Origin of the sequence: Sphaerisporangium sp. B11E5 (assembly GCF_039871875.1) — a bacterium.
GTDB lineage: Bacteria > Actinomycetota > Actinomycetes > Streptosporangiales > Streptosporangiaceae > Sphaerisporangium.
In genome coordinates this window covers 220,119-241,831 of the sequence record NZ_JBDPMD010000001.1, presented here as the reverse complement: position 1 = coordinate 241,831, position 21,713 = coordinate 220,119, and the positions used below count along the sequence as shown (strand labels likewise).

Below are 21,713 nucleotides of genomic sequence, written 5' to 3'. Positions count from 1 at the left end.
TCCTCTCAGAACTCCAGCACGACCTGGAGCGCCTCGGCGGGGCGCTCGTCGAGCAGGACGTACGCCTCGGCCGCGTCGGCCACCGGCACGACGTGGCTCACCAGGCTCTTGACGTCGACCTGGCCGGCGGCGACGAGGCTCAGGAAGGTCCGCTGGAGCCGGTCGACGCTCCAGCGCCCGGCGAGCCCGGGCGGGACGCCGCCGATCTGCGAGCTGACGATCTCCACCCGGTTGTGGTGGAACTCGTCGCCGAGCCGCAGGCCGATGCCGTCCCCCTGGTAGAAGCCCGACGCGACGACCCGGCCGCCGACGGCCACCGAGCGCACGGCTTCGTGCAGGGCCGGGTAGGCGCCGCTGATCTCGATGGCCACGTCGGCGCCGCGCCCTCCGGTGGCCTCGCGGATCTGTTCGGCGACGGCACCCGCGCGGGCGTCGAGGGTGCGTGAGGCGCCGTACTCCGCCGCCTTGGCCAGGCGCGACTCGAGGGCGTCGACCGCCGTGACAGCGGCGCCGTTCAGCCGGGCGAGGCGCGTGGTGATCAGCCCGATCACGCCCTGGCCGAACACGGCGACGTCCTCGGCGAGGTGGATGCCGGCGGCGAGCACCGCGTTGTACGCGATGGCGCCGACCCGGGCGAAGGCGCCCGCGAGGGGGTCGAGCCCGTCGGGGAGCCGGTGGCCGGCCATGCGCTCGGCGGGGACGATGCCCTCGTCGCGGTGCCCCCAGATGCCCCACACCAGGTCGCCGGGTCCCGGCATCCCGGGCACGCCCGTGAGCTCGGGCGAGACCTCCAGCACCTCGCCGACCTCGGAGTACCCCCAGCCCGCCACGGGGTAGGCGACGCCGGGGCCGCCGTCACGGAAGATCCGCGCCTCGGGGTCCCACGAACGGGTCAGGTACGGGTTGGTCCCCCGGTACGCCGTGAGCTCCGTGCCCGCGGAGATGCCGGAGTACCGGGTCCTGACGCGCAGATGGCCGGGGGGCAGGGGGACGGAGTCGGCGGTGACCACCTCCACCTGGCGGGGACCGGCGAACTGGACGACACGTTGCAATGGGGGCTCCGTTTTGCCGTTCGTTGGGAGTTTTGGTGGGTGATATGGCGAAGATATCCCAGACTTAGGTCTTGGCAACAGGCAAAAGTGGTGCTGAGATGCAACACACACCTAACAAGGCGGCAGTGAGGACGGTGCATGGCCATGTGGTTCCGAAGATCTTTGGCAGTGGCGGTGAGCGCGATCGTCCTGCTCGGAACCGGCTGCGCCGCGCGGGGCAGGAGCGCGCCGGACAACGCGATCACGGTCTGGAGCCTGGAGAACCTGACCCCGCGCATGGAGGTGACCAGGAAGCTCGTCGCGGCCTTCGAGAAGGAGTCCGGGGTCCGGGTGCGGCTGGTCGGCGTCGACGAGGGCCAGCTCCCGCAGCTCATCATGTCCGCGGCCGCGGCGGGGACCCTCCCCGACGTCATCGGCGGTGTGCCGCTCGCCTCGGCGTGGCAGATGTACACCAACGGGCTGATCGACACGGCCGCCACCAAGCGGATCGTCGACGACCTCGGGACGTCCACGTTCAACGCCAACGCCCTGAGGCTGACCAGCGACAAGGCCACCCACCTGGCCGTCCCCAGCGACGCCTGGCTGCAGATCCTCGTCTACCGCAAGGACCTGTTCGCCAAGGCGGGGCTCCCGGCTCCCGACTCCTACGACGCCATGCTCAAGGCGGCGAAGACGCTGCACGCCGGCGGCATGAGCGGCACGTCGATGGCCACCGACCCCGGCGACGTCTTCACCCAGCAGAGCTTCGAGGACGTGGCGCTCGCCAACGACTGCGAGCTCGTCGACCCCGGCGGCGGCGTGGGGCTGCGAAGCCCCCGGTGCGAGCAGGCCTTCGCCACCTACGATCAGCTCGCCGCCGGCTACGGGGCACCCGGCACCCAGACCGTGGACTCGACCCGCGCCACCTACTTCGCCGGGCGCTCCGCGATGATTTTGTGGTCCACGTTCCTGCTGGACGAGCTGGCGGGCCTGCGTCAGGACGCCCTGCCGAGCTGCCCCGAGTGCGCGAGCGACCCGCGGTTCCTCTCGGACAACAGCGGGATCGTCACGGCGCTCAAGGGCCCCGCCGCCGCCGCGCCGGCCCAGTTCGGTGAGATCAACTCGTGGGTGGTCACCCGCAACGCCGAGACCGCCGCGGCCGGGAAGTTCGTCGAGTACATGATGAGCACCGGGTACGAGGGCTGGTTCGGCATGGCCGCCGAGGGCAAGATCCCGGTCCGCGACGGGACCGCGGACGAGCCCGGCAAGTACCGCGAGGCGTGGCGTGCCAGCCAGATCGGCGTCGACACCAGGGAACCCTTCCAGTCGGTCTACCCGGCCACGCTCCTGGACGAGCTGGCGTCCGGCGTGAGCAACATGCGGCGCTGGGGCATCACCCAGGGCCAGGGGGCCCTGGTCGGCGCGACGCTCGGCGAACTGCCCATACCGAAGGCGGTCGGCGCCATGACGTCCGGCCAGATCACCCCCGCCGAGGCCGCCCGGGAGGCCGGCGAAGAAGTCGAGGCCCTGCGGAAGTCCCTCCAGTGAGCCGTCCGGCGGCCCCGTCCCCTAGGAACCCATGATGAGCACCGTACGAGAGCAGCGCCCCTCCCCCACGACGAGCCCACCGCCGCGGCGGCCCCGCACCCTGGCACAGCGGGAGAACAGCGCCGGGCTGGCGTTCGTGTCCCCCACCGTGCTCGTGGTCCTGGTCGTCGTCGTCCTGCCCATCGCCTGGACCGTGCTGCTGGCCTTCCAGCGTGCCCGGCTCGTCGACATCCAGACCATGAGCTTCCTGTCCGGCTGGACCTTCGGCAACTTCGCCCAGGTCTTCACCTCGCCCGGCTTCTGGTCCTCGCTGTGGACCACCCTGGTCTACTCGGCGGGCAGCACCGCGGGGTCCATCCTGCTCGGCCTTGTCGCCGCGCTCGCCCTGCGCCGGCCCTTCCGCGGCCGGGCCCTGCTGCGCGGCTCGATGCTGCTGCCGTACGTCGCGCCCGTGGTGGCCGTGACGTTCGTCTGGGAGATCGCGCTCAGCCCGCAGTTCGGCATCGTCAACCACCTCGGCACCTCGCTGCTCGGGTGGGACAAACCGGTGGCCTTCCTGTCGACCCGCTCCCAGGAGATCTCGTTCCTGGGCCTGGACATGCAGGTGCCGCTCGCCCTGCTCACCGTCATCGCCTTCGAGACCTGGCGCTACTTCCCGTTCGCGTTCCTGTTCCTGCTCGCCCGGCTCCAGGCGGTGCCCGCGGTCGTCGAGGAGGCCGCGACGGTGGACGGCGCCACCATCACCCAGCGGTTCCGCCACATCGTGCTGCCCCAGTTGATGCCGGTCATCGCGCTGCTGGCGGTGCTGCGCTTCATCATGACGTTCAACAAGTTCGACGACGTCTACCTGCTCACCGGCGGCGGCTCCGGCACCGACGTCGCCGCCGTGCGGGTCTACGACTTCCTCACCGCCCGCTACGACGTGGGGGCCGCCGCCGCGCAGGCGCTGGTCCTCGCCGTCGTGCTCGCCGTGATGCTCGGCGTCTACTTCACGTTCTTCGCCCGGAAGGTTCAGGAGGAAGAGGCATGACCCGCGCCCAGGCCGAGGAGAGGACCTTCCGGATCCTGCGATGGGTCGTGCTCGCCTTCCTCGCGATCACGACGCTCGTGCCCTTCTACTACATGCTCGTCCTGTCCTTCAAATCCATCGACCGGCTGCTCCTCGACCCCGGCCGGCTGTGGGTGAGCCTGTCGGAGTTCACCCTCAGCACCTACCATGACGTGCTGCGATCGGCCGAGGACGGCGGCCAGGGCTTCCTCCGGATGCTCGGCAACTCCGCGCTCGTCGCGCTCGCCACGGTGGCGCTCACCCTGCTGGCGTCCGTGCCCGGGGCGTACGCCGTCAGCCGGCTGAAGTTCTTCGGCGGGCGCCAGGTCGGCGCGATGTTCCTCGCCGTCTACCTCTTCCCTTCCACGTTGCTTGCGGTCCCGCTGTTCGTGATGTTCGCGCGGATCGGCCTGCAGGGGAGCCTCGCCGGGCTGGCGATCGTCTACATCGCCCAGACCGTGCCCGTCTCCATCTACATGCTGCGCAACTACCTCGTCACCATCCCGCGCAGCGTCGAGGAGGCGGCGGCGCTGGACGGCTGCTCGCGCCCGCAGATCCTGCGCAGGATCGTGCTGCCGCTGGCCGCGCCCTCGATCATGGCCACCGCCCTGTACGTCTTCATGATCGCCTGGAACGAGTTCCTCTTCGCCCTGCTGTTCCTCGCGGCCGACCCCGACAAGTGGACGGTGTCGCTGGGGCTCCAGCAGCTCGCCAACGGCATCGAGGTGTCCAAGACCGTCCTCATGGCGGGGTCGGTCGTGCTCACCGTGCCCGTGGTACTTCTTTTCTACGCCGTTGAACGGTTCCTTACCGAGGGTCTCACCAGCGGTGCGGACAAGAGCTGACGCGAGGAGAGACGCCGCATGGCATCGGCATGGAGTACGGCGGGCCACCTGCTGGAACTGATCCGCACGGGGCAGGCGACCACGCGCAGCGAGCTCCAGCGCGTCACGGGCCTGTCCCGCTCCACCGTCGGCCAGCGGCTGGACCAGCTCTTCGCCGCCGGCTGGCTGCGTTCGGTCCCGGGCGGGGAGTCGACCGGCGGGCGGCCGTCCATCCGGCTGGAGTTCGACGCCGGGCACGCCGTCGTCCTCGCCGCCGACCTCGACACCGCGTACGCGCGGGCCGCCGTCCTGGACCTGGCCGGTGAGGTCCTCGCCGAGCACGCCGGGGTCCTGCTCATCGACGACGGCCCCGCCCCCGTGCTCGACAGGCTCGGCGACTGGTTCGCCGGGCTGCTCACCGCGGCCGGCACCGACCCCGCCGCGGTGTGCGGGGTCGGCCTGTCGCTCCCCGGCCCCGTCGACTGGCCCACCGGCAGGGTCGTGCGCCCCCCGATGATGCCCGGCTGGGACGGATACCCGGTCCCCGACCGCATCCAGGCGGCCCTCCACGAACGGACCGGCGTGGACGCCGCCGTCCCCGTCCTGGTGGACAACGACGCCAACCTCATGGGCCTCGGCGAGCAACGCGCCTCGTTCGCCGGCTGCTCCACGTTCACCCTGGTCAAGGTCTCCACCGGCATCGGCGCCGGCATCGTGATCGGCGGCCAGGTGTTCCGCGGCATCGACGGCGGCGCCGGCGACCTCGGCCACATCCGCCTCCGCGACCAGTCCGAGGCCCGCTGCATGTGCGGCTCCTACGGCTGCCTCGCCGCCATCGCCAGCGGGCGTGCCCTGGCCGGGCAGTTGACCGCGCTCGGCGAGCCCGCGGAATCGGCCGCGGACTTCCGCGTCCACCTGGACGCGGGCTCCCCCGACGCGGCACGCCTGGCCCGCGACGCCGGCAAGTGCTGCGGCGAGGTGCTGGCCACGGTCGTCACCCTGCTGAACCCCGGAGTCCTCATGATCGCCGGGGACCTGGCCGAGACCCACTTCGTCACGGGGGTGCGCGAACTGCTGTACCAGCGCGCACTCCCCCGGGCCACCCGCCACCTGGAGATCGTCACCGCCCGTCTCGGCGACCGCGCCGCCCTCACGGGCGCCGCCGTGATGGTCGTCGACCACCTGTACGCCCCCGACCAGGCCGACGCCCGCCTGGCGGCCCGCGCCCCGGCGCCCTCCTGAGCCGGTCCACCGTGAGCATCCCAAACGAACCCACCGTGAACATCCCAGACGAACCCACCGTGAACATCCCAGACGAACCCACCGTGAACATCCCAGACGAGCCCGCCGTGAGCCACGACGAACGGAACCGAACACCCGTGAGCACAACGCCCGTCGAGGTCGGCCTGATCGGCGCCGGCCCGTGGGCCCGCACCATGCACGCCCGCATGCTGGCCGCCGGCCCCGAGACCCGCCTGTCCGCCGTCTGGGCCCGCAGACCCGCCGCCGCCCAGGAGATCGCCGCGCAGTACGGCGCCACCGTCGCGAGATCCCCCGAGGAACTCTTCGACCTCTGCGAAGCCGTGGCCTTCGCCGTCCCCCCCGCCGTCCAGGCCGGCCTCGCCGTACGCGCCGCCAAGGCAGGCAAGGCGCTCCTCCTGGAGAAACCCCTGGCCGCCGACCTCGCCTCGGCCCGAGCCGTCGCCGACGCCGTGGCCGAAGCCGGCGTCGTCTCCCAGATGGTCCTGACCAAGCGCTACCTCCCCGCCACCCGCGACTTCCTCCGCCACGCCGCCACCCACGAGACCACAGGCGCCCGCTCCTGCTACCTCCACGGCGCCTTCCTGTCCGGCGAGTTCGCCACCCCCTGGCGCCTGCGCCAAGGCGCCCTCCTCGACCTCGGCCCCCACCTGCTCGACCTCCTGGACACCGCCATCGCCCCCATCACCGCCATCCGCGCCACCGGCGACCCCCGCCACTGGGTGGAACTCACCTGCGAACACGAGACCGGCGCCGTCAGCCAGGCCTCCCTGTCCGGCACCGTGAAACTCCCCCGGACCCGCACCCGCATCGAGCTCCACGGCCCCGCGGGCGAACTCGTCTACGACACCGCCGGCGTCGACCACGACGAAGCCTGGCCCGTCCTCCGCGCCGAGTTCGCCTCCGCCGTCCGCTCCGGCATCCCGGGCGATCTGAACGCCACCAGGGGCCTGCGCCTCCAGCAACTGATCACCGCCGCCGTCGTGGAGTGATCAGCTTTTCGGCGAGGATCACCTGGGTACCCTGTCAGCAGAGATCGGTTTCGCTTGCCCGCACACCGGCCCGGCCCGTCCACCAGGGGCCGGAAAGAAGGCCGTCCGCTGTGGCGTGCCGCCGTAAGGAGAAACCAATGCGTCTCCGGCCCCCCACCCGTCTCCTCCTCATGCTGATCGCCGTCACGGCGGTGATGGCCCCCTTCCCGGCGACCGCCGCGCAGGAGTACCGCGTCCTGCAGCTCAACCTCTGTCACAGCGGGGTCAACACCGCCTGCTTCAACGGTGCCGCCACCATGCAGGAGGCGCGGAGCGTCATCACGGCCAAGCAGCCCCACATGCTCTCCCTCAACGAGATCTGCAGGAACGACATCGCCGAGCTCGCCCCGGCCATGGGCAACGGGTTCAGCACCTTCGCCCCGGCCCGGCGGCCGGACGGCACGCCGTCGCGGTGCCTCAACGGGGACGAGTACGGCAACGGGCTGATCTTCCGTTCCACCACGCCGGGCACCGTCTTCTCGGCCGTGTACGTCCCTCAGGACGGCAGCTCCGAGAGACGGGTCTACGTGTGTGCGGAGTTCCCCGACCTGGTCGGATGCAGCACCCATCTGTCCACCACGGGCAGTGTCGCCATGGCGCAGTGCAAGGCGGTCATCGCCGTGCTGCGCGACGGGGCCGCGGCGGGCAGGCAGACCGTGCTGGCCGGTGACTTCAACCTGAAGTACAAGCCGCTGTTCGGGCCGAACGTCCAGGACTGCAACGTGTCGCCCTTCTACCGGAAGGGCGACGGCTCGGTGCAGCACGTCTTCGCGGCGAACCTGGGGTACGTCCGCACGGAGACGACCGGCATGCGGTACACCGACCACCCCGCTCTCCTCGTCGTGCTGACCCGCCCGTGAGACGGGGCCTTGTGCGCTTCACAGGGTCTCGGTGACGGGACGGCGGCCGCCGAGGCGGGCGGGGACGGCGGTGAGCGCGGCCACCACGAGCACGGTGGCCAGCACCACGGTGAGCAGTTGCCAGGGCGACGGAAGCGTGGCCCTGGTGCCGTCGCCGCCGGTGATCGCGTTGATCGCGCCGAACAGCGCGTAGCCGCCCGGGAAGACGCCCAGGAGGGCGCCGGCGAGGGCGGGGAGCACCTGGGCGGCCGCCATCGCCGCGCTCACCTCACGCGGGGTCGCGCCCAGGGCACGTGCCAGCGCCGAGGAGTGCCGGTTGTCGAGCACCGTCGCCCAGGTGATGACGACGGCGTTGACCGCCGCCATGCACAGCAGGACGACCAGCCAGACGAGGAGCACCTGGCGCAGTTGCTCCACCTGGGCATCGCCGTATCCGCCGGTTGACGGCTGGGTGGCGAGGAAGGCGTCGAGTATCAGGACGACGAAGACACCGCTGACCGTGATCGCGATACTGGCCACAGCCAGCACGACCCGTCGCGGGCGGCGGGCGGCGACCCGCAGGGCGAGGAGCAGCGGGACGGGCAGCCGCGCCGAGATCGCGATAAGCCGGCTCATGCGGCGGGGCGGGCGGGGCGAGTCGGCCAGCGCGCCGACGGTGCTGGAACGGGCGGCGCGCACGGCCGGGACGACGGTCGCGAGCATCGCGACGCCGAGCGCCACGGCGGTCACCAGACCGGCCGTGGACATGGTCAGCGGCGGCGGTCCCGCGCTGCCGATGAGACCGGCGCCGGCCTCGGTGAGCAACGGAGCGGTCAGCGTCCCGGCCACCAGCCCGGCGGCGGCCGCGACGACGGCCACGAGGACGTACTCCGCGAGCAGCACGGCGGCGACCATGCCCGGGGTGCCGCCGACCGCCTTGAGCAGCCCGACGCGGCGGGTCTGGTCGGCCACCCGGCCGCCGACCAGCACCGCGAGGCCGGCCACGGCGAGCAGGCCGAGCAGCCAGGCCCCGATCAGCAGAAGGATCTGGGAGTCCCTGGCCACCTCGGTGGCGTCCTCCATGACGCTCTGCCAGGGCCGCATGGGCGTATCGCGGTAAGCACCTTGATGCGCGTCGACGAACGCCTGGGCCTGGTCCGGGTCGGCCAGCTTCAGGTTCATCATGTACGACAGGGAGCCGGGGTCCGGCGTGATGCTCCGCACATCCGCCCGGGTGAGCCAGACCAGCCCGGGGTCGCGCAACACCCCCGCAGGCAGTTCCGCGGCCACATCGTCGGGGACGGGGCCGTTCGCGCACGCGATGGCGCCGACGCACATCGCCCCCGGGTAGGGCGGCATGGCGGCGCCGGCCGCCACGCCGACGACCTCGAACGACCGGCCGTCCAGGGTGACCGGATCGCCGACGCGCACGCCGAGCGCGTTGGCGAAGGCGGCCTCGACCACCACACCGCCGTCGCGTACCCAGCCGCCCTGGACCAGCTCGGGCTGGTCGACCGGCGCGGACGCGGCGTCGCGCCCCACGGCCTGCACGTCCGACGTCCGGCCGGACACCCGGAGTTCCGCGGGGGTGACCGGGTACGGTCCGCTGTGGCCGACGACGCCGGAGGCGCCGGCCAGTTGCTCCAGGCCGGGAAGCTTCCCGGGCCGGCCGGTACTGGCGACCACGTCAGGTCCGTCGGTCGCCGCCCGGGTGCTCCGGTACGGGTCGGCGGCCGCGTCGCGCAGGACGAGCCCGAGTGTCAGCGTCGTGGTGGCCGCCATGATGGCGAGCAGCAGGAGCACGGCCTCCAGGCGGCGCCGCCGGAGGTCACGCACGGCGAGGCGGCCGACGAGCAGGATGCGGCCCATCGTCCTCAGTCGTCCAGTCCGACGAGGGCGCCGAGCCGCCCGGTGGTGCCACCGGTCAACCTGGTCTCGTCCACCAGCGCGCCGTCGCGCATCGAGATCATGCGGTCCGCGGTGGCCGCGATCCGCACGTCGTGGGTGACGATGACCAGGGTCTGACCGGACTCGTGCAGGCCCTCGAAGAGCTGGAGGACGTCCAGAGTGGCGGCGCTGTCCAGGTTCCCGGTCGGTTCGTCGGCGAGCACGACCAGCGGTTCGTTGCTCAACGCCCGGGCGACCGCGACCCGCTGCCGCTGGCCACCCGACAGCGCGGAGGGCAGGAAACGCGCCCGGTCGGCGAGCCCGACCTGCTCGAGCAACTCCTCGGCGCGCCGCCTGGCGGCCCGCGGCGAGCGTCCGGCCAGCAGCGCCGACAACTCGACGTTCTCCACGGCGGTGAGCTCCTCCATCAGGTGGAAGGCCTGGAAGACGAAGCCCACGTCGGTGCGCCGCATCCGGGCCAGGGCCTTCTCGCCGATGTCGTCGATGCGACGGCCGTTCAGCGACACCTCTCCGCCCGACGGCCGGTCCAGCCCGCCGAGCAGGTGCAGCAGCGTGGACTTCCCGCAGCCGCTCGGCCCCATCACCGCCACCGTCTCCCCGGCGGCGACGTCGAGATCGACCCCGTCGACGGCGCGCACAAGTCCGTCCCCCTTGCCGTACTCCTTTCGCAACCCGCGGGCGCGAAGCACAGGCGTGTCGGCGGCGTCGTTCACGATCCACTCCTCCGGTGGGTCCAGTTCTTCTCACATGCCTCGAGCCAGCGCAGGTCCGCCTGGAGCCGGAGCACGACGCCCTCCAGCAGCAGCGCCGCGGCCGAGCCGTCCGGCTCGGCCATGGCGGCGCGCTGGGCGTCACGCAGCCGGCGCAGCAGCTCCCTGCGCTGGGTGTCGACGATGGTGATCGGGTCGGCCAGGCCGGCCGACGCCGCCGCGATCAGCTTGAGGTGGAACTCCGCCAGGTCGGGTCTCGGCCAGCCCACCTCGGCGATCCACTCGGCGACCCGCTGCTGGCCGTGGGGGGTGAGGGCGTACACCTTGCGATCGGACCGGTCGGCGTCGCCGGCGGGGCTCTCGACCGCCAGCAGGCCGGCCTTCTCCAGCCGGGCGAGCGTGACGTAGACCTGCCCGGCGTTCATCGCGTCACCGAGAGGACCGAGCGCGTCGCGCAGCCGCGCGCGTAGCTGGTAGCCGTGCGAGGGTTCCTTGGCCAGCATCGCCAGCACCACTTCTTGCCGCATCGAGACCCCCTAACCGTTAGCCCCTATAGCTAACGGTTATCCCCGTCGCTGTCAAGTCCGCGCGGCGCCAGGAACACGAACCGGCCGGGCCCGTCACGAGGGTTGGGGCGGCGACCAGTCGACGGGGCGGCCCAGGTAGGCGGCCAGCCGGTCGGCGGGGGTGGCACCGGGCGGGACCGGCCGGGCGGGGGCGAAGGACGCGCCGGAGGTGCGGGGGTGGTCGCCGTAGATCTCCACGACGGCCGGGAGGACGGCCCGCGCGACGTCCGGGGCGATGCCGGCCGGCCGGCCGAGGGCCTTGGCCAGGTCCCAGCCGTGGACGAGCATCTCGATGGTCACCTGCTCGACCAGACGCCATCCTGGCGCGGGGCCGAAACGTTCCTCCAGCATGCCGGGACGGCTGAAGGCCGCGAGCGTCGCACGGGCGGCGGCACGGAACGCGCCGGCGTGGTCGTCACCGAGGTGGTCGGCGGCGAAGTCGGAGCGCGGCGCGCCCATGGCGAGGCTCGTCCACAGCAGGTTCTCCCACACCAGGTGGCCGAGCAGCGCCCGGACGTCCCAGCCGGCACACGGCGTCGGGTCCTCCATGCGGTCGAGGGGGACGCTCTCGACCAGCCGCTCGACCTCCGCGAGCACGCGGCGGCACGCGTCCAGCTTCGCGGCCGGGCCGGTGCCGGTGACGTCGTCGTCCGCCATGCCGGCGACGCGGGCGGCGCGGGCCCCCGGCTCGGGGTTCGAGCGCAGGGCGGTCGTCAGCCACCGGCCGGCCGCGGCCATGCTGGGCCGTACCGGCCGGCCGGTGATGACACACATCAGTTGCCAGTACCGCTCGACGCGCGTGTCGGCGGCCAGTTCGAGCTGCTCCAGCAGCCGCCGCCTCGGCTCGGCGCCGTCGCCGTCCAAGGTGTCGTCCATGACGGCCTGGGTGGGGAGCCAGGCCGCGACGATCCTCGCCACGACGGGGTCCGCGGACGCCGAATCGGCGGCGATCCCGGCCTCCATCGCCGCGTTCACCTCGCCCAGCCACACCTCGGTGACGTCCTCGACGGCACGCAGGTCCTCGTCGTCGTGCAGGCCGGGCGCGTGCCGGGCGGCGTACTCGGCCATGCGGCGCATCGCGGCGCGCAGACCGGGGTCCCCGAGGAGCTCCCCGAGCTCGATCCAGGCGTCGATCTGTTCCGGAGTGGGGTTGTCGGGAAGGTCGGGCGTCGCCGCGAGCAGCCCCTCGCGGTAGGTGGGCACGTCGAGATCGCCCACGACGTCGCTGACGAGCTCGCGGATCATCGCGTTGCGCTCGGCGGCGGACAATCGTGCCAGTTTTGACATAAGGGAAAGCTCCTCGGGAGTGGACTGACGTCTGGCGACGGACCGCAACACGGCCTGCTGCCGTCGCAGCGTGCGGATGCGCACCTCCAGGGCGTCCGCGTGGATGGCCGCGACCTCGGCCAGATCACGCCCCCGGTCGACGATCTCACCGATGTCGCCCAGGCCGAGCCCGAGGTCGCGCAACGTCCGCGCGAGCTCCAGCCGGGCCACGGCCTGGACGTCGAAGAGCCGGTAGCCGGCCGCCGTGCGCCCCGCCGGCGGCACCACGCCGGCATCGGACCAGTGACGGATCGTCTTCACCGGCAGACCCGTCCGCTCCGCCAGCTCTCCGATACTCAGCAACACCTCGTCGTCGCCCCGCACGCCGAACACTTTCCGGTCTCCCACAGTGGGAGAGTCAACCCGCCGGGGAGGCGACGCGCACCCGCTTACGGCTGCGGCCGGCCATCGGGCTGGATCACGCGCCACGGCGTGAACGCGCTCGCGGTGCGCGGCAGGCAGGCCGCCAGCTCGGGGCAGTGGCGCAGGATGATGCTGGTCATGCCGTTGCGTTCGACCCAGTCCAGGCCGAGCGGGGTGTAGATCTCCGGCCGGTAGTCGACGGTGAGGAAGCGGTCGCTCTGCAGGCGCCGGGTGGCCATGAGGATGAACAGGCGGAAGGCGGTGTCGCTGAAGCCGAAGCCCTCCGGAGGGTTCTCGGCGAACAGGCCCACCATCGTGTCGATCTCGTCGACCGTGCGGTAGACGTCCTTCAGCCGCGCCAGCGTCTCCGGCTCGGAGGTGAGGTCCTCGAACCGCCGCACCCGCGGCTTGTGCAGGCCCGCGCGGAAGTTGTTGTAGCGGGGCACGCCGCGGCGCCGGTCACGCACCAGATCGACCACGGACAGGTCGATGATCTCCCCGCCCCGCTCGAACGCCTGGAGCGCGCGGGGGAAGTTGTGCAGGGTGACGGCCCCCGGATGGGCGATGCCGAACGAGTACAGCGAGTCGGCGAGGCCGGTCCTGCGGATGACCGCCTCGGTGGCGCCGCCGAGGACGTCGGGCAGCGTCAGGCTCTCCCGCGGCCGGCCGGTGGTGTGGTCGGCGAGCTCGAAGTCGTCGGGGATCAGCGGGTGCATCCGGTAGATGGCGACGAAGTCCTCGGTGAGGGAGTAGGGCACGTCGTGATGGTCGGGCAGGGTCCCCCGGATGCCGGTGAGGGCGTGCGTGTCGTACAGCCACAGGCCGAGCCGGGTGAGCCAGTTCCTCGGGGGCCCGCTCCAGTTGGCGTGCAGCGCGGTGACGACCATGTCGTTGGCGAGGATCGAGGGGGTCCACTCCACCGTGTGGATCTTGGCGAGGAGGGCGGAGACGACCAGCCGCGCGGTGTGATAGATGCTGTCCTCGCTCATGCCGGGGTACTCGCCGCGCAGGGCCCGGCAGATGGCGTTGTGCTCGCGGGCGAACAGGGTGTGCATGATGCTGAGGCCGAGCCACCAGTTGTCCTTGAAGCCGGTGATCGGGGTGCCGTCCGGGCCGGACGGCAGGTGGCCCTGTTCCAGGCGCAGCTCCGCGCCGCCGCCCGGTTCGCGCAGCGACATGGCGACGGTCTCGTCCCCCCCGTACACCTCAGAGCCGTCCCACCAGTGCGACGCCATGTTGCCGAACAGGAGCGGCGGCCGTGCGGGATCGATGGAGGGGATGCCTTCGTTCTCGGCGAAACGCATCACGTCCTCCAGCGGCCCGCCGGGGGTGTTGCGCCAGCGCGTGCCGGGCGGCAGCGGCACCTCCACGCTCTTCGTGCCGGCCGGGTAGCGCCGGTGGTCGACCCAGTCGTGCACCTGGAACTGGATCCACGCGGCGGCGAGGACGTTCAGCGTCCGCGCCGGGATGAAGGTGTCCCGGTGGAGCAGTTCCCTGCTGACGACGACCGGGTTGGGCGTGTGGAACAGATCGGGGCGATGGACCGGCGCGAGGTTGCGGCCGAAGGCGGAGCCGACGGCGCCCATCGACGGCGCGGACAGGTCGTTGTGGCTGCCGTCGTAGCTGCGCCTGGCCCGCAGCCGTTCGTCGATCGGCGGAGGCACCGGCTGGGTCTGCGGCGGGGCCTGCCTGGTCTCGGTGTCGATGAGGTTGGCCCGGCGCAGCGTCTGCCGCAGCGCGTCGAGGTTGAGCAGGCCGAGCCGCTCCGGGAGCCGGTGCCAGGGCACGACCCGGTTCAGGACACGGAACGCCGCTCGTACCGGCACGCCGAGCACCGTGTTGCGGCGCGGCACCGGCGTGACGAAGCGCTCGCCGAGGCGGTGGGCGCTGCTGGCCTCGTAGGCGGCCTTGCGCGCCCTGTTGATGTTGCCGAGGGGGCGGAACTCCTCGGTGGTGTTCCACGGGTTGAACGCCAGCCGGTCGACCCGCCGCTCGGCGGCACGCGCCTCGGCGGTGCCGGTGTCCTGCCGGGGGATCGTCAGCGTCGCCACCGGGACGAAGGGCGTGTCCTCCTCGCGCCACTCGGCTGCGCCGTCCTCGATGGGGGTGCGCCGCGAGTCCACGTAGCGCTGCACGCACAGCTCGAACACGACGTCCGTCGTGGCCAGCCGCCGGGACAGCTCGTGCCGCAGGTAGTCGGGATCGGTGCGCGGCGGCTCGGGAGCCGGCGGCGTGCCCGGGGCGGGGCGCAGGCGGTACCGCACCGGCCCGGCGGCTCCCCACAGGATGGCGCTGCGGCTCCAGAAGCTTTCCAGCGCGAGGCTTCGGACCGTGCGCCGGGTCCCCGCCCTCAGGTTCCGCCGCATGCGCGCGGCGGCGGACCAGCCGATCGCCGTGGGCAGCGTGACGAACAGCGCGAACGCCTTGCGGAGCGCCGAGTCCGCGCCGGCCAGAGCTTTGGCGAGCATGACGAGTTCGCGCGCGTCGCGGGCGTGGGAGACCGGGTGGTTGGTCATGAGGAGGTCGTGGGCCTCGCCGGGGCCCACCTGGACCCGCAGCGCCGCGCTCCGCATGTCCGGCGCGTGGTCGGGCTGGTGGGTGCCGCTGGCGTTGGACAGCCGGACGGTGACCGGGTAGGCGGCACCCGGCTGGGCGAAGCCGGCGCGCAGGTCGCCGGGAAGGTCGTCGCGGAAGACCAGGCCGGCGTTCTCGGCGGCGAAAATCGTCTTGGCCTGGAAGGCGCGCGCGACGGCGGCGGCGCCGGTGGCCTTCTGGATCTTGAGCTGCACCAGCATGAGGTCGCGGGCCAGCTTCTCGAATATCAGCCGCTCCGCCTCGGGAGTGCCGCCGACGTAGCGCTCACGCCAGACGGCCACAGGGGGAGCGCCGGCCCGGCGTTCCCGCTTCTTGATGTCGCGCATCCGACGCCCCTCTCATTCACGGCGGCCCGCCCGGTGGCCGTCGCCCGAACCCACCGTGGAGAGGTCCGCCACGGCGGGCGGGTCCCACGGGAGCGGCTCGGGGACGTCGGGCCTGGCCGACCAGTCCAGGATCTGCGCCTCCATCTCCGCGTCGGAGTCGAAGCGGAGAGGTTCGTAGCAACCGAGCGGGAACAGCGTCGTGCGGACCGTGCAACGGTTGCAGAACGTGCAGGGCCGGGCGGGAGACTCCCTGCCCTGGCGGAACACCTCGAGAAGGCCGGGGTTCGCCAGCAGGGGCCGGGCCATCGACACGAGGTCGCAGGCACCGGACGTGAGTGCCTCCTCGACCAGTGACCGTCGCTGGAAACCGCCGTTGGCGATCACCGGCAGCCCGGTCTCCTCGCGGAACCGCCGCGCGTCGCCGAGGTTGGCCGCCTCGCCGGTCGTCCAGCCGATGCCGAGGAGCCGGTCGAGCAGCACCTTGGGGAGCACGTTGAGGATCGTGGCCCGGACCGCCGCCTTGGCCGACAGGTGACGGGTGGAGTTGGCGAACTGCCGCACCTCGTCGAGCGGGAACCTGCCGGGGGTCTCACCCGGGTTGATGAAGCCGTAGCCGTTGCTCACGTGCAGGTAGTCGACGCCGAGGTCCCGCAGCCACCTGCCGTAGCGGAGGTAGGTGCCGATGTCGTTGCCCCGGACGAACTCGCGCAGCGGCCACGTCACCGGCCACCGGACGTTGACGGGCTGGTAGTTGCGGTCCCACGCCGAGATGCGCACGCCGAGCAGGAAGTCAGGGCCGACCTGCCGGCGCACCGAGCCGACGACCTCGCGCAGCAGTTGGAAACGCCTCTCCACGGAGCCGCCGTACCGGTCCCGGCGGCGGTTGACGGCCGGGTTCAGGAACTGGTGGATCAGGTAGCCCTTCGACGCGGTGATCTCCACGCCGTCGGCGCCGGCCTCACGGGCACGCCGCGCCGCCTGCCCGAACTCGTGGACCGCCTGCTCGATGTCGGCGAGCGTCATCCCGGTCCGCCGGCTGCGGTACCCGAAGAGCAGATCGAAGCCCGGCGACGGGCCGTAGCCGTCCTGGGGCTGGCTGAACAGGCTGGTCTGGACGTGCGAACCGCCGTCGCCGATCTGGATGACGTACCTGCAGCCCTCGGCGTGGACGGCGTGGATCGCCTCCGCCAGGGGCCTGACGAACTTGTCGTGGCTGATCTGGGGATATTCGAGGGGCGACCACCGCACGGGGTTGACGTTGAGTGTGGCCGACACGATGGCGGCCACGCCGTTACGCGCGAAACGCAGTTCGAAGTTCTTCCACGCGTCGCTGACGGTTCCGTCGTAATACGCCGTCCTCCCGCCGATCGAGGAACGGATCACGCGGTTCTTGAAGGCGACGTCGCCGATGGAGAACGGTTCGAAGATCATACCTGCGCCCCGTCCTGAGCTGCCGGAACTCACTCTGGAGAGAAATGGCCCGCCGCCCGGCGGGTGAAACCCCGATCCGCCCGAAAACGGGGCGGATCGGGTCAGATCTACAGACCAATGGCCGCATGTACGGATATATCCGGTGTTCTTTTGACGTGTTCCCGGGAATCGAACAGGCGTTACCCGAAATGCGAGGGCGGTGATTTCCATGGGTCAGGGCGCGGACTTCGTGAGAGCCGAGTCACTGGACAGGGACCGTCAGGAACTGACCGAAGCCGAACATGAGCGACTGGACGAGCTGCTGCGGCCGGCGAAGGTCCGGCCCACCGCCCGGGGTGGAGCGCGTGGTGCCGCTCCAGGAGGCCACGAGACGGGTGACGGCGGCGATCGCGACGCTGGGCCTGACACCGGAACTCACCGATAGGGGTCGGGGCGGCGAGCCCGGCGCCTGGTCCTGCCGGCTGCTCACCGGCGGCGCCGGGCCGCCCGCGGCCGAGGGCATGGGCAAGGGGCGGCGTGCGGAGGCACGCGCCGGAGCGCTCTTCGAGGCGCTCGAACACCATCTGACCGGCCCGGCCCTGTTCGATCCCGCGGCCCTGGAACTGGCCGAGCCCGCCGGCGTCGCGGCCGGGCCGCTGCGGCGTGAGGCCTGCGGCGTGCTGCTGTCCCGCGCACCCGGCCGCCTGGCGTGCCACCGGTACCGTCCCCTCGGCGGCGGGCGGGAGATCGCGGTGCCGCTGTTCCTTGGGGCACCCTGGTACGCCGAGACGCACGCCGGGCGGCTGCGCGAGCGGGCCGCGGACACGTGCGACTACCGCCACCTGATGCGCTACGCCTGCAACAGCGGTTCGGCCGCCGGGGTCACCGCCGCCGAGGCTCTGCTGCACGCGCTCAACGAGGCCGTCGAGCGTGACGCCCTCTCCCTGCTCCTGGTGCGGGCCTTCCTCCGCGATGCGGAGTTCCGGCCCGCCGTGGTCGATCCCGCCACTCTCCCGTGCCACCTGGCGCACGCGTACGCGGCGGCCGAACGGGTCACCGGCGCGCCGGTGCACCTGCTGGACATCACCAGCGATCTCGGGGTCCCCACCATGCTCGCCTACACCGCCCCGACCGCCCGCCACCCGCACCGGCGGGGCGCCGGCACCTCGCTCAGCGCCTCCCACGCCGCGTGGCGGGCCCTCACCGAGCTGATCCAGACGACTCTGGGCCGCACGGCCCCGGACGAGCCGGCGTGGTCCGCCCGCCACCCGGAACTGCGCGCGTGCGGGCGCTTCGACCTCACCGTCCACCTGCGCCGCGCCCGCACGGTCCCCTGCCGTGAGGCCGGCGGCGTGCCGCGTCACCCCCGTGACCAGCTACGGAAGCTGGTCACCGTCCTGACCGCGCACGGCTTCGTCCCCTACCGGCGTGTCGTGGCCGTCCTGCCGGGCCGGATCGTCGCGGTGCACGTCATCGTGCCGGGCCTGGAGCGCTTCATGCTGATCCTCGGCGGCAACCTGGTCCTGCCCGGTCCGCGCGGGCACGCCCTCGTACGGGGACGGTCCGGCTGACACGGAGCCCCGATGCCGGAGGTTTGACGCGGCGCATGGCACGGCGTGCGAGTCTTTCCGCTTGATCAACCTTATGCTGCGAAGTTCCTGGTGGGCACGGTCGCATGATGGATTTATGGGCAGGCGACGGTGGTACCGGAGGCCCAAGGGGTCGTTGGCGCTCGGATTCCTGCTGCTGGGCCTGGCGATCGTGTCCTTCGGCGTCGCGCGAAGCTCGCAGGTGCCGCAGGGGCCGGGCAAGGTGGCGGACTTCGCGACCATCGTGGCCCTGGTGACCAGCACGATATCGCTCGGGAACGGCCTGGTGCAGCTGACGTCCTGGTGGCGCAGGTCGACCGGGCCCGCCCCCGCACCGACGACCACCGACATCGACAAGGCCAAGGACGTCCTCGCGGGTCTCGTGATCGAGCAGTGGAGCAAGGAGACGGTCCTGCGGTCGCTCGGGGACCCCGAGCCCATCCCGGTGCCCTGGGGGTCGACCGAGCACGAGGAACTGATGGACCACCCACGCCTGATCGCCAAAGGGGACGTGTGCTTCCCCAACCTCAGGGACCAGATCACGGTCATGGCCAACGACTTCCGCGACCTGCGATGCAGGCGCCTCGTCATCCTCGGCGGGCCGGGGACGGGCAAGACGACCCTGGCCGTGCAACTGCTCATGGAGCTCGTGAGGACGCGGCTCCCCGGCGAGCCCGTCCCCGTGCTGTTGTCCGCGGGACGCTGGAACACCGCGACCCACCCCCGGGTGCAGGACTGGCTGGCGGCGTGCCTCGGCATGGACTACCCCGCCCTGCGCGCCGAAGGGCTCGGCCCGGACGCCCCGAGAGCCCTGGCGACCCGCAGCGAGGTGCTGCCGGTCGTGGACGGGCTGGACGAACTGCCCCGGGAGGCCCGGGCGGACGTCCTGCGGGCGCTCAACGGGTCGATGTCCGACTCCGACCAGCTCATCCTCACCTGCCGCACCGAGCAGTTCGCGGAATCGGTCGACACCCTCGGCGACGTCCTCACCGCCGCGGCGGCGATCGAGCCGCACCCCCTCTCCCCCGGCAGGGCCGCCGACCACCTGCAGGTGTGCCTTCCCCCACGCCCCCGGCACGACTGGTCGCCCGTCCTGGCGGCGCTGCGCGACGGCTCGGCCCCGGCCCTGGCCGAGGTCACCTCGACGCCCTTCGGTCTGTGGCTGGTCCGCGCCGCCTACATCACCTCACGGCAGGATCCGCGTCCCCTGCTGGAGCTCGGGCGCGGGGACGCGTCCGTGCTGAACGACCACCTGTGCGACGAGCTCATCCCCGCCGTCGTCGCCTCACGCCCGCCCGCCGCCGACGGCCAGGCCCAGCTCTTCCAGCCCCGCCACGAGTGGGACCCCGACCACGTACGCCGCTGGCTGAGCTACCTCTCACGGCAGCTCATGCTGAGCGGCGAGGACATCAACGACGTGGCCTGGTGGCATCTGGCGCGGTACACCTCCACCCGCCCGGTCCGGCTCGCGGTCGGCCTCGTGTGCGGCCTCCTGGTCGGACTGGTGCTCGGTGCGCTGGCCGGTCCGGCGGCGGGGGCGGCGGTCGGCGTCGCGTCCGCGCTCTCCATCGTGATCGCGAGCAGGTCGTGGTTCACCGAACCGCCCGGCTACGCCGAGTTCCGGCTGCGCGGAAGGCTCTCGCTTCTCGTCCACACCCTCACGGCGGGACTCGTCGTCGGCCTGCTCGGCGCGCTCGCGGGATGGCTCATGGGGGAATCGGTGAAACGGGGCGTCGGGCCGAGGGCGGCCCTGGACATCGGGCTGCTGTCCGGGCTCGGCTTCCTGCTCGTGCTCGGCCTGCTCCGGTGGGTGGAGCATCCCGCCGCCACCGCCACGGCACGGTCCCCCCGCTCGACCTGGAGGGCCGACCGGAACCTCACCCTGATCCGGGCGTTCAGCGGGCTCGTGATCGGCCTCATGGCGGGGGCCATCGGGCTGCGGAGCGGGCTCGGCGCGGCGACGGCGACCGTGGGCGGTGTGCTGCTCGGCCTGCTGTTCGGGCTCATGCTGGGCAGCCACCACGCCTGGCTCGTCTACAACCTGGCGCTCCCCCGCCTGGCCACCAAGGGCAGGATGCCGCTGCGCGCCATGGACTTCCTCGACGACGCCCACCGCCTCGGCCTGCTCAGGACCGAGGGGCCGTTCTACCAGTTCCGGAACATCGAACTCCAGAGGCATCTTTCCCGGCAGTCCTCCATGGGCTCCGGCGGCAGAGATCGGGAGGACTCGCCATGACCGAACCCGGCCTTCCACGGCTTCCGGCCCGCGACCTGTGCGGGACCATGCTGGTGCACCGCAGGCTGCTGAACGAGAGCTCGACGTACCGCTCCCGGCGTGCGCTGATCGAGAACCGGGCGCTGCTGTACGAGCGGGGACGGCTCGCCCCCGCGCGCACCGGCGTGGTCACCATCCCGGTCGTCGTCCACGTGGTCCACGCCGTCCCTGAGCACGACATCACGGACGAGCAGATCCACAGCCAGATCGACGTGCTCAACCAGGACTTCCGCGCGGCCAACCCCGACGTGGTCAAGGTGCCGGACCCGTGGAAGCCGCTGGTCGCCGACGCCCGGGTCGAGTTCCGCCTCGCCACGCGGGACCCGGGCGGCGAACCGACCGGCGGCGTCATCCGGGTCGCCACCGACGTGCGCGACTTCACCTGGGACGACGCCGTGAAGGCGACCGCCACCGGCGGTTCCGACCCGTGGCCGAGCGACAGGTACCTCAACGTGTGGGTCTGCCGGCTCGGCGGAGGGCTCCTCGGCTACGCCCAGTTCCCCGGCGGCCCGCCGCAGACCGACGGCGTCGTCATCCTGCACTCGGCCTTCGGGGTGACCGGCACCGCGGCGCCGCCCTTCGACGGCGGCCGTACCGCGACACACGAGATCGGCCACTGGCTGGACCTGTACCACATCTGGGGCGACGACGACGGCGCGTGCGCCGGCGACGACAAGGTGGACGACACGCCGAACCAGGCCGGCTCGAACCAGGGATCGCCGCGCTTCCCGCGCGTCACCTGTGGCAACGGGCCCCACGGGGACATGTTCGTGAACTACATGGACTACACCGACGACGCGGCCATGTTCATGTTCACCCGCGGCCAGGCCACCCGGATGAACGCCTGCCTGGAGGGGGAACGGGCGTCGTTCCTCGTCGCGCCGGAGAGCCGCGTGCCCGTGGCGCCCGCCCGCACGGCGGTGCCCGAGATGCGGCAGCCGGTCCACGACGGCGAGGTGCGGCGGCTTCTGCACGACAGCGAGCGGCTGACCGCGGAGGTCCTCGACGACATCCGCGTCGCGCTCGGCATGGTGGGCGACCGCGAGTGAGGGAGGCGACGCGAG

At 72.2% G+C, this 21,713-nt stretch carries 16 protein-coding genes; 9 read left to right on the top strand and 7 right to left on the bottom strand.

Annotated elements, in window-relative coordinates; genetic code table 11:
- Positions 1–5: 5 nt before the first annotated feature.
- Positions 6–1,052 carry a zinc-binding alcohol dehydrogenase gene (locus ABGB17_RS00945; protein ID WP_347625735.1) on the bottom strand — a complete coding sequence of 349 codons (1,047 nt, stop codon included), beginning with the start codon at positions 1,050–1,052 and terminating at the stop codon, positions 6–8.
- Positions 1,053–1,226: 174 nt separating this feature from the next.
- Here ABGB17_RS00945 and ABGB17_RS00940 point away from each other — a divergent pair, with 174 nt between their 5' ends.
- The 6 genes from ABGB17_RS00940 (at position 1,227) to ABGB17_RS00915 (ending at position 7,602) form a co-directional block, all read left to right on the top strand.
- A complete protein-coding gene (locus ABGB17_RS00940) occupies positions 1,227–2,579 on the top strand; it encodes an extracellular solute-binding protein (RefSeq protein ID WP_347625734.1) in 1,353 nt (450 codons plus the stop codon).
- 34 nt (positions 2,580–2,613) lie between these two features.
- Positions 2,614–3,609: a sugar ABC transporter permease gene (locus ABGB17_RS00935; protein WP_347625733.1), complete on the top strand. Its 996-nt coding sequence runs from the start codon at positions 2,614–2,616 to the stop codon at positions 3,607–3,609.
- Positions 3,606–4,472, top strand: a complete 867-nt coding sequence (locus ABGB17_RS00930; protein WP_347625732.1) for a carbohydrate ABC transporter permease — start codon at positions 3,606–3,608, stop codon at positions 4,470–4,472. Before ABGB17_RS00935 ends, ABGB17_RS00930 begins: the two co-directional genes overlap by 4 nt.
- Before the next feature lie 18 nt (positions 4,473–4,490).
- Positions 4,491–5,693, top strand: a complete 1,203-nt coding sequence (locus tag ABGB17_RS00925; RefSeq protein WP_347625731.1) for an ROK family transcriptional regulator — start codon at positions 4,491–4,493, stop codon at positions 5,691–5,693.
- Positions 5,694–5,830: 137 nt separating this feature from the next.
- Entirely contained in the window at positions 5,831–6,703 is an 873-nt protein-coding gene (locus ABGB17_RS00920; RefSeq protein ID WP_347625730.1) for a Gfo/Idh/MocA family oxidoreductase, read from the top strand.
- A gap of 137 nt (positions 6,704–6,840) precedes the next feature.
- Positions 6,841–7,602: an endonuclease/exonuclease/phosphatase family protein gene (locus ABGB17_RS00915; RefSeq protein ID WP_347625729.1), complete on the top strand. Its 762-nt coding sequence runs from the start codon at positions 6,841–6,843 to the stop codon at positions 7,600–7,602.
- Between the two features lie 18 nt (positions 7,603–7,620).
- On the opposite strand, the gene ABGB17_RS00910 is transcribed toward ABGB17_RS00915, so the two are convergent.
- The 6 genes from ABGB17_RS00910 to ABGB17_RS00885 form a co-directional block, all read right to left on the bottom strand.
- Positions 7,621–9,450: an FtsX-like permease family protein gene (locus tag ABGB17_RS00910; RefSeq protein WP_347625728.1), complete on the bottom strand. Its 1,830-nt coding sequence runs from the start codon at positions 9,448–9,450 to the stop codon at positions 7,621–7,623.
- 5 nt (positions 9,451–9,455) lie between these two features.
- Entirely contained in the window at positions 9,456–10,202 is a 747-nt protein-coding gene (locus ABGB17_RS00905; RefSeq protein ID WP_347625727.1) for an ABC transporter ATP-binding protein, read from the bottom strand.
- Positions 10,199–10,726 (bottom strand): PadR family transcriptional regulator, encoded by a 528-nt coding sequence (locus tag ABGB17_RS00900; RefSeq protein ID WP_347625726.1) that lies wholly within the window; start codon positions 10,724–10,726, stop codon positions 10,199–10,201. Before ABGB17_RS00900 ends, ABGB17_RS00905 begins: the two co-directional genes overlap by 4 nt.
- Positions 10,727–10,819: 93 nt before the next feature.
- A complete protein-coding gene (locus ABGB17_RS00895; protein WP_347625725.1) occupies positions 10,820–12,439 on the bottom strand; it encodes a TIGR03086 family metal-binding protein in 1,620 nt (539 codons plus the stop codon).
- A 41-nt stretch (positions 12,440–12,480) separates the two neighbouring features.
- Complete coding sequence (locus ABGB17_RS00890) at positions 12,481–15,375, bottom strand: peroxidase family protein (RefSeq protein ID WP_347625724.1); 2,895 nt, start codon at positions 15,373–15,375, stop codon at positions 12,481–12,483.
- 12 nt (positions 15,376–15,387) lie between these two features.
- A complete protein-coding gene (locus tag ABGB17_RS00885) occupies positions 15,388–16,806 on the bottom strand; it encodes an NADH:flavin oxidoreductase (protein ID WP_347625723.1) in 1,419 nt (472 codons plus the stop codon).
- A gap of 281 nt (positions 16,807–17,087) precedes the next feature.
- On the opposite strand from ABGB17_RS00885, the gene ABGB17_RS00880 reads away from it, so the two are divergent.
- The 3 genes from ABGB17_RS00880 (at position 17,088) to ABGB17_RS00870 (ending at position 21,698) form a co-directional block, all read left to right on the top strand.
- The gene (locus ABGB17_RS00880) at positions 17,088–18,356 is read left to right on the top strand and encodes a YcaO-like family protein (RefSeq protein ID WP_347625722.1); all 1,269 of its coding nucleotides are present in this window, start codon (positions 17,088–17,090) and stop codon (positions 18,354–18,356) included.
- A 115-nt stretch (positions 18,357–18,471) separates the two neighbouring features.
- On the top strand, positions 18,472–20,610 hold the full coding sequence (locus tag ABGB17_RS00875; RefSeq protein WP_347625721.1) for an NACHT domain-containing protein: 2,139 nt from the start codon (positions 18,472–18,474) through the stop codon (positions 20,608–20,610).
- Positions 20,607–21,698 carry a zinc metalloprotease gene (locus ABGB17_RS00870; RefSeq protein ID WP_347625720.1) on the top strand — a complete coding sequence of 364 codons (1,092 nt, stop codon included), beginning with the start codon at positions 20,607–20,609 and terminating at the stop codon, positions 21,696–21,698. Before ABGB17_RS00875 ends, ABGB17_RS00870 begins: the two co-directional genes overlap by 4 nt.
- Positions 21,699–21,713: the final 15 nt, after the last annotated feature.